This window comes from Methanocorpusculum vombati, from assembly GCF_026891935.1.
Taxonomy (GTDB): domain Archaea; phylum Halobacteriota; class Methanomicrobia; order Methanomicrobiales; family Methanocorpusculaceae; genus Methanocorpusculum; species Methanocorpusculum vombati.
Genome location: NZ_JAPTGC010000005.1, coordinates 42,880 through 57,979, shown reverse-complemented (window position 1 = coordinate 57,979; position 15,100 = coordinate 42,880). Strand labels below are relative to the sequence as shown.

The window sequence follows — 15,100 nt, the reverse complement described above, 5'->3', positions numbered from 1 at the left end:
AGTGGCTTTATTTCTTCTGGCGAAGCTGGTTGGTGATCTTCACGGCATTACTGCGAGCCGCGTGTGTCAGCTGGTGAAGTATTACCGTACGAATGGCGTGTATCCTGCCGCAGAAGCGTGGCAGCCCTGCTGCTGTCGTCTTTCCTCCCTTCGTTTGGATATCCTCTTCGTCAAAGCAACTCTCCGTATTGGTACCAAGGCATTGGAGATCTATCTTCGGGAAATCAAAGGATTTTCCATTGGTAACCGTACAATTCATCGCATTCTTATGGAAGATAGTATGACTTATCCAGATCCGAAAAAAGGTATTTGTCATCGTCCCTGGGTTCGCTATGAACGTGAATTCAGCCTTGAAGCTGTCCATATGGACCGGCATGTCAGCAAATTCAACGGGAAACGGGTTTGTGTCGTGTTGAATGATGCAAGCAGAATGATTCTCGCAGGGAAAAAGTTTGACGCTGCAACCACGCAAAATTCAATCTCAGTCCTGAAACTGGTGTATCAGGCAGATCTTCCCCACGGAAAGACAGGGGAAATAATTACAGATCATGGCTCGCAGTTACTTGCAAGCCAGTGGCTGGATCACTGCTTCGGCTTGCAGCCCTGTTTTTATACAAATAAACGGGACTGTTACGGAGAAGCAAATCATGTATGTGAAGAACATTGTAGAAAAATGGGAATAAAACACAATCTCTCAAAAATAACCATCCGCAAAGTAATGGAACGGTGGAGAGATGGTTCCAGATTTACAAAACAATTCCGCACGGAGTTCTCAAGCCTTGATGAAATGCAGATCTGGTACAACACCGTCATGCCTCATCAGAGGCTGGACTGGAACATCATGAAAACACCGGACGAGGCATTTATCAGAAAATTGAGAGTAAATACGGAGAATCATAGTGAGAGACAACAGAAAGACAACACGGAGATACCAGCATGAACCATCTTGCAAAACGGATTGCGGTTCTTGCCGCCGGACACGGCGCGGTTGACTTCTACCTGCCGGTCATCTCAGCGGCCCTTCCGGTACTGCTGCCGTTCTTTGCCGCACAGGGAATCACCTCATATGCGATGGCCGGATTTCTGGTAACGATTATCAATATCATCCCCGCGGTTGTACAGCCGGTTGCCGGATGGATACAGGATCGGGGCGGCTGGACGCTCGGTACAAGCTGGTGCGTACTGATGACTGCGGTTGCCATCAGTTGTTTTGCGTTTGTGCAGAACTACTGGCTGCTGCTGGGCCTGGCGGTCGTTGCCGGAATCGGCAACTCGCTGTTTCACCCCAACGCGTACCAGCAGATCTATCAGTTTTCCACTCCCACCAACCGGGGAACGTTGCTGTCGCTGTTCTCGATAGGCGGCAGTTTCGGCTACGGGGCTGCACCGCTGGTTGTCGGCGCCCTTCTTGTCTGGGCAGGTCTTCCGGCCCTCATCTATCTGATCATTCCGGGAATCATTGTCGCGTTTATTATTTCCCGCTTCCCGCAAAAACCGATGCATGAACCGGCAGTCGCTGACCGTTCGGTCAGCGGCGGCAGTGCAAACTGGCGATGTGCTGGACTGATGCTTGGCCTCAGTTCACTGCGGACCTGGGTGTACTACGGGTTTCTCGCGTTCGCAACGGTGTACCTGACCACGTATGCGGGCGTTGAGTACTTCGTTGCAACACTGTTCGTCACCGGCATGTTCTATGCAGGAATGATCGCAACCCTAGTTGCGGCTGTCAGTTCGGATAAAGTCGGCAGAAAGGAAGTTCTTCTGATCTCCTATGCCTGTTCCGTCCCCGCATATCTGGGTATTTTTCTACTGCCCGCCCCGTTCTCGCTACTGTCACTGCTTGCCGCGGGTTTCTTCCTGATGGCTCCGGCAACGATTGAGATCGCAACCGTGCAGGAGATGATGCCCGGCAGCGTGGGTCTTGCGTCCGGCATTGTGATCGGTATTCCACTGGGAGTGAGTGCGTTTGCGAGTCTGGTGATCGGTGTCCTTGCCGACATCGTCGGCAGCATGCCCGAGGTACTGATGATGCAGGCGATACTGATGGCGGCGACGGTAGTACTGTGTATCTTCCTGCCGTATCCGCTGAAGTTGTGGAGTCGGTGAACGGCGGTACATCCGGAAGGTTCACTAAAAAAGGGTATTGCATCGTTATTCCTGATCATCCCACGACTCGCATGGTTCTGCCATGCAAATCTTGGGCTGAAATTCGATCAATGATGATTGTTTGTAGATAAAACGAATTTCGGTGTGATGCCCTAAAAAAATTCAGGTTCTCCGTATCAGGAGAACTGCTGCGGCAAGACCGAGAAGCAGACCAAGCACCGGCACCGGTGCTTTGGTCGGCGGAGCGGAGGGTGCAAACGTGGTCGGTACCGTGGTAACTTCGGTCGGGGCAACAATGGTCACCGTCGGTTCCGGAGTTGCGGCGGCTTTTCCCAGTGTCACCCGCAGGGTCTCCGTATTTCCGGCGGTGAGCATGTAGTTGTTTTTCGTAACGGTGTTGTAGCCATCCTTTTCAAACCGGAAATCGTGCTTCCCCGGCAGATAGCCTGCCAGCTGGAGACCCCCATCCTTTGCCTCCGGCACCGTTCCGGCATACACGTCATCCACATACACGTTAACGCCTGCCGGCTCCGCATACACCACGACGCCGGCAATCGACGTATTCTTCATCAGATTCGCTGTTACCGACGCAACACCGGAACCGAGAGGTTTCACATACAGATCCGGAACAATGTACTCATCGTATCCGGCGAGAACAACCCGGACATTGTAATGTCCTTCGTAGTGATCGGGCGAAGTGACCGGTGTCTTTCCCTGATAGACACCGTCAATGTACACATCAGCGGACGGCGGACTGGATTGAACGGTGATGAAGTTGGTATTTTCAATCATCGAAGCATTTGCAGCAGCGGCAGGAACGACCAGCAGGAGCGCTGCAAGAAGCGTGAGAAGAACAAGATGTTTCAGCATGGAATGTTTCTCCGGGTATCGGTAATGAAGTACTGGACGGGAGAGGATTAAATCTTTTTTCCTCACAAGGTGTTAGATTTTCATTCCTGCGTCTCCCGCGGAAAATGCAGAACATGCAAAAACTGATTCATTTAGGATTCCGTGATGTATTTACTTCCGTGTGTTTTGCGGGCTGAAATACGATCACTAACAAAAATTGGCTCTCAATCACAGATTTACCGGCAAAACTCCTCAAAAAAAGTTTTGTGAATTTTGTATGGAATATTCTTTTTTATCTCGCCCGCACGCGGAATTCGTGTGCCGCAGCCTTCGGGTCGGTCGCCTCATAGATTGCCCGGCCCACGATGATACCGTCCACGTACTTCTTCACATCCTCCGGCTGTGCACCCTGCGCACCGACACCCGGCGAATAGATCTTCATTGCATCCCCGATAACTCCGCGAAGCATTGCTGTTCGCTCCGGTCGCGTTGCCGGCGCAATAATTCCGTCAGCTCCCGCAGCTTTTGCCATCTCCGCCATCCGCACAGCATTGTCTCCGGATAGGAAATCAAGAGCGCCGGGGTGGCTCATCTCACATACCACAAAACAGACGCCGCCGTGATCATGCGCCGCATCTACACAGGCCGCAAGCGAATCTGATCCGCAGAACGCATGCGTAATGATACCTGAACAGCCCGCGCCAAACACCTCCTCGCAGATAAGCGTATTCGTATTCGGAATATCGGCAACCTTGAAGTCCGCAATGATTGGAATCTCCGCGTTTGTCAGATCTTTCACAATTCCAAGACCCGTCGAAAGCACCAGTGGGTACCCGATCTTAATTGCATCCACCTCGCCGGTACACGCATTCGCCACGCGGACAGCTTCGGTCTTCCCCTTCACATCCAGCGCAAGAAGAAGATCTGCCATTACTTCTGCTCCAGCCGCTCAAGCGTTGCGGCAGCAAGAATCGGCAGGGTAATCGTTGCATCGCCGTACACCGTAACGCCGATACCGCCCTCGCCGATCTTTCCCCAGGACTTTGCCTCATCCAGTGTCGCACCGGACAGCCCACCGAGGTCAGGCCGGTCACCGGTCAGCTGAACCACATACGTAAATGCATTCTCCGTCATCAGCATCGTCTGTAATGTGAAGTTCTTCGGAACACCGCCGCCCACCAGAACCGCGCCCGCCTTCTTCACCGAAAACGCCGTGTTCAGCAGATCATGCATGTCGCCGATCGCATCCAAGATGGTCTTTTTGTGGAACTGGGAAAACATCCAGTACTGCAGACCCAGCACCGAATCCTGAAACGCCGGACAGTACACCGGCACATCATGCTTTGCCGCGGTTGCAAGAATTCCGGTATCCACCTGCTCGCCGATCGTCCGCAGCAGCTTGCTGATCGTAACCGGCTGCTCCGGCAGACTGTTGTACACATCCTGAATGAACTCTTCGAGCTCCTCATACGCTTCGTTGGGGAGGAACACATCATAGATTCTGTTGATCTCATCTTTTCGGAGTTCAAGATCATCGCACCCCGCCTGCCCGTGATAATGGTGGCAGCCGATAGCCTCGATTAAATCATGCGTGAGGTTTGCGCCCGTTGACGTGAGAATGTCGATATGTCCCTTCTCGATTAACGTTGAGACAATACCGCCCATTCCGGCCGGAACCATCGCGCCGGACAGACCGAAGAACTTTGTCATATCCGGATCGGACAGCATCTTCTCATAAACATCAACCGCGTGGAAGAGGCTTCCGCCGTTGTATGCTCCCGCTCCCCCCATTTCCCGAACCAGCTCGTTCACCGTCATGCCTGCGCGGGGAATAAACTGTTTTACTGGATCATTACAGTGTTTGTGCATTCTCTTGTACCTGACCTGAAAGTAATTCCATAAAGTTAGGTGAGATACAGCAATAAGATATTGGAAAACAGGTTTGGCTGTGGTGAGGGCAGCAGTATCCACACTGCTTTGTACTCCACATCCCCCACCTAACTATACTATTATGCGTTAGCAACTTTTAATCTTGCCGTCTCTTCCCTTGAGGAAACCCTGTTTGCGGAGGTCGTTGACGACTCCCGCAAGGTACTCGGCGGAGAGGTCAAAGGAGATCACATCCTCGGTCACACCGAGCGGGAAGGCCGGCGCTTCAAACGCTTCCAGCAGTCCGGCTTCGGTGGCGATGCCGCCCGAAACAAGATCATGGATCTTTGCAACCAGTGCCTGTTTGAAAAAGATTGCATCCACGAACCGGCCTGCTTCATCATCATCCACATCAAGGTGGTCAAGGAAGTCACCAAGATCGTCAATACCCTGGGCAAGCACGATCTCGGCACCGGTTGTGACCACGTATCCGGTTGTCGATGATGTTCTGATGTGGCTCGTAATGCCGGTTCCTTCGAGATCCTCGGGTGCAATGCCGCCGAGATCGGTGTAGGCATACATGACGCGCAGTTCCTTGGGGTCCTTTACGCCGATCAGCGTGTACTCCGGCGTCTCTCCTTCAATCTTCAGGAGTTCATTGTCCTCAAGGGTTCCGAGAATCATCAGTGAGTTGACGAACTTTTCCGTTGCGGTCTTCTGTATGTCGTCGTTGCCGTTTGCATCGATGCTTTCCAGCTGCGCAAGCAGCTGTGCGGGCGTTGCATCGGCCAGCACGTCGCCCTCTTTGTGTGCGGAGAAAAATTCGGCAAGGGTTTTCTCGCGGTTCTCCAGATCAGTTTTGATCTGGGCAAGGTCGCTGTCCTCTTCTTTTGCAAGGAGTTTGGTGATGAGTGCATCGAATGCGGCGATGGTTCCTTCAAAGTACGGGGTGCCGGAGAATGTATGCTCAACCGAGATGCGGGCGGAACAGTCCTTCTCTTTGAGATATTTCTGGAACTCTGCGGCGTCCTCCCGCGAATAAAATGTGATCTTCTCCTCAAGAGTCATTGTTATGTATCTCTTTGGTGCGGGTGGTGTTATCTTTTCCGCCGTGTGATCTTTTCCTTCAGCGGTTACTCACGGAGACTATTCGTTTCTTCCTGTATACGGGCAATCGGTTTTGCCAGATGCCGGCGTGCATCGGGCGGGACTTCATACCAGCCTTCGGCAATCCCCCGTATCTGTTCCGTAATCTCTTGGGTCCGGATCCGCCCGGAACAGCTGCGGCATTTGTATCCTTTGCCGTATCCGGCAGAGGTCATGCGGCCGCCGCAGACCGGACACTTCGGGGACTTCCGCACCCGCGCGGGACGGAGCGTGTTTGCCCGGAACTTTTCCAGATGCAGCGCATCTTTCCTCCAGCTGCCGCAGAGCGTAAGATGGTCGCCGGACTGAAGTTTGCGGACCGTGTGCCGGAAGTCCTTCGTCGGTTCAAACGCAAACACCCTGAGGTTTGGTCCGCCCGCGTCGGGAGTGAACAAAAAATCCACGTGACCCCCGCATTCGGTCATCGGGGTGTCGGCTACAACCCCGTCGATGCGATAGGAGCATCCCTCCTGCGGTTTGCCCTCGTAGTCCAGAAGGTGCGCATCGGTTCCCTGATTGGTCTTCCATACCTGGGAGAACGCCGGGGGTTCGGAGATGAGCAGTTCGGCGGAACGTTTCACCCATTCCGGTGATTCTCCGCGAATGCCGTAGAGTACGGGATCCTTTCCGTGCGGTACACAGACAACCGTACCTGCGGCGGGGTCCACGGTGTCCCAGGTGTGCGGGAATGTTGCGGCGGCCGACGCGAAGAAACTCTCCGCCATAATTTCCCGCGGCGTTCCAAATCTTTCTACTGACCGGTAGGCGAGCAGTTCATAGGTTGCGTCCGGCAGGACGGAGGAGACTGCGGCGAGAGCACCGATGAGCCCGCGGCCGCATTTGTAGCCGCGGTAGAGTGCGCCGATCTTTTCCAGCCGCCGTACCGTTTCCCCGATGGTACAGAATCTTTGCAGTGCCTGATAGTAGAATGCCGGGTCTGGCCGTTCGTTTACGACGACGACACCCGGATTGGTGTTTTCACAGTCGAACTCTGCGAACTCCTCGACCAGTTCGCATGCGGCATTGAAGACAGCCTCCGGTGTTCCGCCGGAGATTTCCAGACAGACCGCCGCGTTGCCCCGCGTTTTCCAGATCACATTCGGGTTCAGACGAACCAGCCGCAGCTCTCCAAGGGTGTATCCTGCGCGCTGTAGATTTTCTGCGAGCATTGCGCCCAGATAGGTGGTGCACATACCGTCCGGAGAGTCCGTGTCGTCTATGCCGAGGAACATTTTATCGATACTAATTTATTGAACTGCATTACTATTACGATTATACGATCATGTCCAACGACCGGCTGCTTCAGAATGTGGTCAGTATCCTGATCATGGCAGGCTATAATGTATCGGAACGCTGCGAGATACGTCCGCGGAGTTTCGATCTGATGACCTCAGACGGTGAGCATCTGCTGGTCATCAAGGTCGTGTCCCAGATAGACAGTGTCAACGAGGACATTGCCTGGGACCTGGACAAAATTGCCCGGCATCTGGGTGCCGTTCCCCTCATCATCGGGGAGCGGGCGCGTGATGCGCCGCTGGAGCGCGGTGCAATCTATCTGCGGTACAGTATCAATGCGGTGTCTTCTGCGACGCTGTATGATTATCTTGCGGAGGGTGAGCTGCCGCTCGTGTATGCATCGCCCGGCGGTCTTTATGTAAACATTGACGCCGACCGGCTCCGGGAACTGCGCGAGGAACAGTCGATGTCCCTCGGCGATCTCGCCCATGCGCTTGGGGTTTCCCGCCGGACCATCAGCAAGTACGAGGGCGGCATGGGTACTACGCTTGAGGTTGCCATGCGGCTTGAGGAGCTGTTCAATGATGATATTGTGATGCCGATCGATCTTCTCAGGTATACGCCGGCAGCGGAGGAGCGAACGCCGGCATCACTGCCGTCGGGACACAGTGATGATGCCGATCCCCATCAGCAGCCTGCCGACCGGCTGCGATCGATCGGTATCAGTGTGCAGGAGCTCCGCCGCGCGCCGTTCCATGCGTTCGCGGTGTTCGAGAATGAGACGATTCTCACCTGTTACGGTACTGCACAGAAGACCGTGCGCCGGGCTGAACTGGTCGGAAACATCTCGCAGATTTCCGGTACCCATTCTTTGTGTGTGGTCTCGGACTACCGCAAGGAGAAAAAGATCGGCAAAACGCTTGTGATCGGTGAGGAGCGGCTGAAGGATGTCTCCGACGGTTCGGATCTGCTGGAGATGGTGACAGAGAAACAATAATTTTTCCCGCGGGACGGATTCCTGACTATCTTTTTTTCTGCAAACCTCTGTTCCCACCACAGACCTCTTGGAAAAGGCCGTGCTGTCCGCGGCCTTTTTTTCTGTCGTATGTCTCAGGAATAATCGGTTTGGCCGGTATTGCTCCGCCCTGCGGGCGCGCCCCGGCAGAGGATCTCCGCCCCCGGAAAATTATCTTACATTCTTGTCCCGATGCATTTGCAATACAATCAAATTTATATAGAACAACAAAGCAACCTAATCTGCATACATTACTCTGTATGCCACAGAGTATTTGGAGATAAAAATCATGTCAGCACAACTTGGCGGACAGCCTATTCTGATTCTGAAAGAAGGCGGATCCCGTACCCGTGGACGGGATGCCCAGAGCATGAACATTGCTGCAGCAAAGGCAGTTGCCGGTGCAGTAAGAACCACCCTCGGTCCGAAGGGCATGGACAAAATGCTCGTCGACACCATCGGCGATGTCGTCATCACCAATGACGGTGTGACCATCCTCAAAGAGATGGACATTGAACACCCGGCCGCAAAGATGATGGTCGAGGTCGCAAAGACCCAGGACGACGAAGTCGGCGACGGAACCACCTCAGCAGTCGTCATTGCAGGTGAGCTTCTGAAGAAGTCCGAAGAGCTTCTTGAGCAGGACGTCCACCCGACCGTTATCACCCTCGGATACCGCCAGGCCGCAGAGAAGGCACAGGAGCTTCTCAAGACCATCGCAGTCGATGTCAAGGCAAAGGACAAGGAAATCCTCGCAAAGATTGCAGGAACCGCAATGACCGGCAAGAACGCCGAGGCATCCAAGGACAAACTCTGCGACTTAATTGTCCGTGCAATCACCCTTGTTGCCGATGCAGACGGAACCGTTGACACCGAGAACGTCAAGGTCGAGAAGCGTGTCGGCGGTGCAATCGAGGACTCCGAGATTGTCGAAGGCATGATCATCGACAAAGAGCGTGTCCACCCCGGCATGCCGAAGACCGTGAAGAGTGCAAAGATTCTCCTCCTCAACGCAGCAGTCGAGTACAAGAAGACTGAAGTTGACGCAGAGATCAGCATCACCAGCCCCGACCAGCTCCAGCTGTTCCTTGATGAGGAAGAGCGCATGATTAAGGGCATTGTCGAAAAGATCAAGGCATCCGGTGCAAACGTCCTCTTCTGTCAGAAGGGTATCGACGACATTGCACAGCACTACCTCTCAAAGGCAGGCATCCTTGCCGTCCGCCGTGTCAAGAAATCCGATATGGAAAAACTCGCCCGTGCAACCGGCGGCGCACTGATCTCCTCCATCGACGCAATCAGCGCTGATGAACTTGGTGTTGCAGGTCTTGTCGAAGAGCGCAAGGTCGGCGGTGAAGAGATGATCTTTGTGGAGAAATGCAAGAACCCGAAGGCAGTCTCCATCATCATCAAGGGCGGAACCGAGCACGTGGTTGACGAGCTTGGCCGTGCACTTGAAGACGCACTCCGTGTTGTCGGTGTTGTCGTTGAGGACAAGAAGATTGTCGCAGGCGGAGGAGCACCGGAAGTCGAGCTTTCCCTCAGACTCCGTGAGTACGCCGCAACCCAGGGCGGACGTATCCAGCTTGCCATCGAGGCATTCGCATCCGCACTTGAGGTCATCCCGAGAACCCTCGCAGAGAATGCAGGTCTTGACCCGATCGACAAGCTTGTCGAGCTTCGTGCAGCCCACGAGAAAGGCAAGAAGACCTTTGGTCTGGATGTCTTCGAAGGCAAGCCGGTTGACATGCTGGCAGCAGGTGTTGTTGAGCCGCTCCGGGTAAAGACTCAGGCAATTGCATCCGCAGCAGAGGCAGCCGTCATGATTCTCAGAATCGACGATGTCATCGCATCCGCAAAGTCCGCAGGCCCGTCTCCGGAAGAGATGGCAGCAATGGGCGGAGCAGGCGGCATGGGCGGTATGCCCGGCGGCATGCCCGGTATGATGTAAATCTCCCCAATATCAATTTTCTTTTTTCACCGATCATACCGCGGAACTCCTGTTTGAAAAAACCTTTTCCTCCCTGAAACGCTATATTCTCCCGCAGCAAAACAGTACAGCAGTTCATGGATCCGCTGACCATTCTTTTCGCATACCTTTCCACGTGGGTGAACAGCCTCAACTACACGCTGGGTGCCGCAGTAATTGCCCTTGCGTTCATCTATTTCACCCGGACTCTTCCCATCAGCCAGCGGATTGCGATTCCCGCAGTTGTCGGCGTGTTCGTGTCGGTTCTGGGAACTGGCATACTGTTTCCTGCGTCCGCCCTGCCGCAGCTTGGTTATCCTCTCTGTCTTTTTGCGCTCGGCAGCGGCTGTGCTCTCAGCTATCTTGCGGTAACAACCTTCACGAAACAAAATCTCGGCTGGGTGCTGATCATTGTGGCATCGCATCTTGCGGCATACTGCGTTATGCTTTCCACAGGATTTGTTCCGCTGGTGGGCAGTTCCGTTTTTGGATTCTTCCTTGCAGCAATCCTCTTCTGTGCTGTCTTTTCCGGCGTGTTCACCGTTCTTGTCCGGTGCTGGAATCCTGCATGGACACCGTGGTGGATCTCCGGGGATGAGGAGGGACGCAACGCATTTCTCCGCAAACTCCGGAGAAAAAAGAAGTGACCGGGCACTGCTGAATTACGAACTTTAACAAAGAACCAGCACCAACCATTTATGCAATATCTGAGACGGTAACTGTGCGACCCGAAGTTCTCTATGAATACGATCTCCCGATCGAGATACTGGATGAGATCCCGGCCGACGAAGAGGTGCTGGAAGTGCTCTACGCCCGCAGCAGTGAGAACTATCATCTTCCGATCTTAATCACGCGGTTGCGGATTGTCTGTGCGTATCCGGAGACGTCGGTGGTGTACCGGGTGTTTCAGATCAATTATGTGGATCTGATGCAGGTTCATGTGAAGTTTACCCGCGGTCTCTCCACGGTTCTGACCTTTACCCGTCTGGACGGCGAGATGAATGTGTTTGACCGCATCCGCAATAAGCCCGAGGAGGTGCGGGCAGCCCTTCTGACGTTCCGCGATCTGATGATCGAGAAGGTGGGCGGTGAGTGGAAGTTCCTGCACCGGCAGAGTCTGCTGACGGATGAGTACATGGTGAAGGAGAGCGATCCGGTTCTCTCCTCGGTTCCGACCATTCCGGCAGAAGATCTGTTCGAGGATAAAGAAATGCCGGGTCTTGGATGCTATGAACCGACGGAGAAACTGTTTGAACATTTCCCGCCGGAAGCTGAAGACGGGGATGTGTTTGAGGAGGTCCCGGAGATCGTTCCGGCAGTTGATGCGGAGGTGAAATCGGCTGCCATGAACTCACGGGTGCAGCGGATGATCGAGACGGCAGAAAGCGAAGCCGAAGAGGCGGAGATTGCGGAGCTGACGGACGCTTCCGTTGATGATGCGACGGTTCTCGGAGACGGTCCCGGGGTTACCGATTCTCAGTGGGCGAATGAGGACGGAGGGGATGCAATGATTCTGCCGGAGCAACATCCGCATTACCGCAGCTCCGGCGGCGGTACACTTGCGAAGCTTGCAGCCGAGCCGCTGGTGCCGGTCGACGAGGATGATTCCGAGGTGTATGTGACCCCGAAACCGTCACCGAAGAAACAGATGGAGGAGGAAGCGGCGGCGGTGATTGCAGAGGAGCTTGATAGGCTGCCGGTTCCAGAGGTAAGAGAGCCGGTAAAGGTGTCGCTGCCGACTCCTCTGCCGCGTGCTTCATCTGCGCAGATGATGCCGTCCGCACCTCCGACGGAAAAGACGACGATTCCGATGTCGATCACGCTTGAGCCGCAGGATTCTTTTGAGGAGGAGACGGTTGATGCGTGTCTTGAGTCGCTGAAACTTCTGCGGGATACGGGTGTGATCACGGAGGAGGAGTATAAGGATCGCTGCCTCCGGCTGTTCAAGAAGAACGGTGCGTGATCTTTTTTTATTTTCTGCGGAGCGTTCCGAGGATTACCGCTATTCCGAATGCAACTGCGAGGATGCCGAGTCCGAATCCGGGTGTCTGCGTGGCGGTTGGGATGGTTTCTTTGTTCAGCAGTTCGATCTCTGCCGCGGCGGTGACCGGTGTGTTGAGTGCTGAGATTTTCAGCGTATAGTTTCCTGCTTTGAGTCCTGCGGTGTCGATTGCCGTTTCCCAGAATGTTTTGTCAAAGGTTGTGCTGTATATCTGTACCGGTTCTGTTCTGAGGCAGCCGGTTCGGATTTCTGTACGGGAGGTGAAGGGTCTTTTCGGTATCAGTTCATACACCAGTGTTGCTGCGTTTTTGGTGGCGACGGATCCCTGCACGGTAAGTGTTTCTCCTGCAACTGCATGTTTCACGGAGGATATTTCTATTGTGCAGTCGTTTTCTTTTCCGGTGCCGAAGAGAAGGAAGGTCCGGTTCTGCGTGCCGAGATCGTAGTCGATGCCGGATGCATCCACCCGGTACATGTCCGGCGGGAGGTCGGTGGTGTCAAGGGAGATGTTCCAGTGATACGATTCGGTGGTTTCCTTCGGTACGAGTATTTGCATCTGTTTTACGAAGGGAAGGGGTTCTGCGGTGTCGGGAGCGGTGGTGGGCTCGAACCACACCGGCTGTATGGTGATGAGGAATCTTCCTTCCTGCGGCAGGAATACGGATCCGGTAAGGGTGACGGACGTTCCGCAGTGTTGATCCGGGATTGGATCGATAATGACCCAAGGTGTTTCCGGCGTTGGTTCAAGGAGGTGATAGGTGGTCCTGAACCAGGCCGGCGTGTCAATCGAATAAATTTTTACCAAAAATTCCCGTGCATACCCGAACTCAGAGGTATTCATGATGACATGCCAGACATTTGTGCTTTTGGCGCCCTGCTCTACCTGAATTACCGATGAAGTCATTCCGGAGTTTCCTAGTGGGGTACATACCCGTGTGTCATGGCATTCCCAGTCAGTCCAGTAATGTTCAAAGAGCAGTTCGCTTTCCGCCGGGAGATTTGTTTCTCCGGAGATTGTGTATGTTGTTCCAAGCATCTGATCCGGGATAGGATCGATGGTTATCCAGTATTCTTCCTCCGCCGCTGCCGCCCCGCAGGGGATCATCAGCAGTATGCATACCACCACTATGAAAAATTGGTTCTTCATCGTTCATCACATCCCAATGCGGGTATGTGGAACTGGAGAATATAAAAAAAGATTGGACAAAGTCTCGTCACTTCCGTGTGAACATCACTGCCGCTGCTGCGGCGATGAGTGTCGCGACGAATGCAAAACCCGGCGCCTGTGTTTCCTTCGGAGGTTCTGTATTCGTCGGGGGGACATAATGTTCCGGATAGAGTTCGAACTCCGTGCGGGGTGCGGTGACATCCACTTCGATTCCCACGACTTTCACCACATAGGTTTCCGCCGTCCAGTTCCGGGTATCGATTGACACACTCCAGATGTTGACATTGTTTTCTCCCGGTACAATTACGGTCGTCATGGAAGTTCCGGATATGAGGCTGTAGCATGCTTTGGAGTCATGGGCAAGCACCTCGTCAATAAAATATCGCGGCAGAACCTCGATTAAGAGCTGCATCCCGTCGTCAAGACCGGTTGTACCGGAGAGAGTGAAACTGGAGTTCTGTGTAACAAACGGTATTGGATCCATGGCGATCCACTGCCGATCCTTGGGAAGTGCAAGTGAAAAGACCGGGCCGGAGAAGTACGGAGCATCCGCAGCAACGACCGTGTACGTTCCCATGCGGATACCTTCGGTGTCCAGTTCCGCCGACCAGACGGATCCTGATTCGATCAGTATCTCTTTGGAAAATACCGGCTGATCCGGTTTCTTCGGAGAAGGTCCCGGGATGACGTTATACACCTCGACCGTGATTCGCTCTCCGGGAGGAAGGTTTGTTGTTCCGGAAAGAGTGATCACATCACCGGTTGCGGCATCGGCAACTGCGTCAACGGTTGTCCAGCTTCCGGAACCGGAGATGGTACGGGTGGCGGAAACGGTTTTCGGCATCTCCGGAAGGAATGCCGCAGCCGCGTATCTGACATTTGGTTCTGCCAGGCGGTACGGGGTTAAGGATGACTGAATTGCCCAGTGATTGATCCCGTGTTCACCTGCGGTCACAACGCCGGAGGTTTCGTACACGAGGGGAAGGGAGAAAACATGATCCGAATCTCCCGTGATGGTTGAGGCAATCTTCCCGACATCCACGAGTACAACCGATCCTGCCGGTGCGGAGGTGGTACCGGAGAATAGATACGAATCACCCGATGCGGGATAGACAACCGGGTTCAGGGTGATCTGATATTCTTTGGAGGGAGAAGGGGATATCGGTTCTTTGCAGAGATTGAAGTATGTGGTCACGCTGCTGCCGGAGACCGCGTCACTTACCCGTACTTCGTACTTGTCGGCAAGCATTTTCGCGGTGTCGTTTGCCACGCTCCAGAAGCTGATGCCTGCTGTTCCTTTGATCACGGTTGCTTTTCCGGAGAATGCAGCCGGGTAGTCGGATGTGACCTGAAGAGTTGCCGGGCGTACCACGATATCGAGTTGTGTTCCGGGCACTGCATTGGTTGTGCCGGAGAGTATGAGTGTGTCTCCGATGGCAGTGTCAGGGGTCGGATCGATTGCGATCCACACGTCATCTGCTGCCGCTGTGGTTCCGCAGGCGAAGATCAGCAGACCGCACAGCAGTATCGTGAAAACTATTTTCTTCATTTTTTACCACACCTCAATAGCAGGTATGTGGTTCAAAAGAATATAAAAAAAGATTGGACAAACTCTCGTCACCTCCGCATCAGCCGGACACTGCCAGCATATACCTTCCATTCCGGAATAAGAGAAAACATAATCTCCACTGAACAGAATTCCGTTCCGCTCATTCTGTCCGGACGCTTCCATCTGGACCG

Annotated in this window: 13 protein-coding genes; 6 read left to right on the top strand and 7 right to left on the bottom strand. The window is 53.9% G+C overall.

What is annotated here, in order from left to right; translation table 11 throughout:
• The first annotated feature begins 1 nt into the window (after position 1).
• Entirely contained in the window at positions 2-940 is a 939-nt protein-coding gene (locus O0S09_RS04575; protein ID WP_268922785.1) for a hypothetical protein, read from the top strand.
• Positions 937-2,106 carry an MFS transporter gene (locus O0S09_RS04570; RefSeq protein WP_268922784.1) on the top strand — a complete coding sequence of 390 codons (1,170 nt, stop codon included), beginning with the start codon at positions 937-939 and terminating at the stop codon, positions 2,104-2,106. The genes O0S09_RS04575 and O0S09_RS04570 overlap by 4 nt, the downstream gene beginning before the upstream one ends.
• A 162-nt stretch (positions 2,107-2,268) precedes the next feature.
• Here the strand turns inward: O0S09_RS04570 and O0S09_RS04565 are convergent, their stop codons facing one another.
• The 5 genes from O0S09_RS04565 to O0S09_RS04545 form a co-directional block, all read right to left on the bottom strand.
• The gene (locus O0S09_RS04565; RefSeq protein WP_268922783.1) at positions 2,269-2,976 is read right to left on the bottom strand and encodes a PEGA domain-containing protein; all 708 of its coding nucleotides are present in this window, start codon (positions 2,974-2,976) and stop codon (positions 2,269-2,271) included.
• Between the two features lie 271 nt (positions 2,977-3,247).
• Positions 3,248-3,886 carry an orotidine-5'-phosphate decarboxylase gene (gene pyrF, locus O0S09_RS04560; protein ID WP_268922782.1) on the bottom strand — a complete coding sequence of 213 codons (639 nt, stop codon included), beginning with the start codon at positions 3,884-3,886 and terminating at the stop codon, positions 3,248-3,250.
• Complete coding sequence (locus O0S09_RS04555; RefSeq protein WP_268922781.1) at positions 3,886-4,824, bottom strand: deoxyhypusine synthase; 939 nt, start codon at positions 4,822-4,824, stop codon at positions 3,886-3,888. The genes pyrF and O0S09_RS04555 overlap by 1 nt, the downstream gene beginning before the upstream one ends.
• Before the next feature lie 147 nt (positions 4,825-4,971).
• The gene (locus O0S09_RS04550) at positions 4,972-5,892 is read right to left on the bottom strand and encodes a hypothetical protein (protein ID WP_268922780.1); all 921 of its coding nucleotides are present in this window, start codon (positions 5,890-5,892) and stop codon (positions 4,972-4,974) included.
• 65 nt (positions 5,893-5,957) lie between these two features.
• The gene (locus O0S09_RS04545) at positions 5,958-7,202 is read right to left on the bottom strand and encodes a tRNA(Ile)(2)-agmatinylcytidine synthase (protein WP_268922779.1); all 1,245 of its coding nucleotides are present in this window, start codon (positions 7,200-7,202) and stop codon (positions 5,958-5,960) included.
• Positions 7,203-7,252: 50 nt separating this feature from the next.
• On the opposite strand from O0S09_RS04545, the gene O0S09_RS04540 reads away from it, so the two are divergent.
• The 4 genes from O0S09_RS04540 (at position 7,253) to O0S09_RS04525 (ending at position 12,153) form a co-directional block, all read left to right on the top strand.
• Positions 7,253-8,203, top strand: a complete 951-nt coding sequence (locus O0S09_RS04540) for a transcriptional regulator (RefSeq protein WP_268922778.1) — start codon at positions 7,253-7,255, stop codon at positions 8,201-8,203.
• A gap of 307 nt (positions 8,204-8,510) precedes the next feature.
• Positions 8,511-10,172: a thermosome subunit alpha gene (thsA, locus tag O0S09_RS04535; RefSeq protein ID WP_268922777.1), complete on the top strand. Its 1,662-nt coding sequence runs from the start codon at positions 8,511-8,513 to the stop codon at positions 10,170-10,172.
• Positions 10,173-10,288: 116 nt separating this feature from the next.
• On the top strand, positions 10,289-10,837 hold the full coding sequence (locus O0S09_RS04530) for a hypothetical protein (RefSeq protein WP_268922776.1): 549 nt from the start codon (positions 10,289-10,291) through the stop codon (positions 10,835-10,837).
• Between the two features lie 74 nt (positions 10,838-10,911).
• Complete coding sequence (locus tag O0S09_RS04525; RefSeq protein ID WP_268922775.1) at positions 10,912-12,153, top strand: hypothetical protein; 1,242 nt, start codon at positions 10,912-10,914, stop codon at positions 12,151-12,153.
• Positions 12,154-12,160: 7 nt separating this feature from the next.
• On the opposite strand, the gene O0S09_RS04520 is transcribed toward O0S09_RS04525, so the two are convergent.
• Positions 12,161-13,339, bottom strand: coding sequence for a hypothetical protein (locus tag O0S09_RS04520; protein WP_268922774.1), 1,179 nt, complete (start codon positions 13,337-13,339; stop codon positions 12,161-12,163).
• A 67-nt stretch (positions 13,340-13,406) separates the two neighbouring features.
• Positions 13,407-14,909 carry a hypothetical protein gene (locus O0S09_RS04515; RefSeq protein WP_268922773.1) on the bottom strand — a complete coding sequence of 501 codons (1,503 nt, stop codon included), beginning with the start codon at positions 14,907-14,909 and terminating at the stop codon, positions 13,407-13,409.
• Between the last annotated feature and the right edge of the window lie 191 nt (positions 14,910-15,100).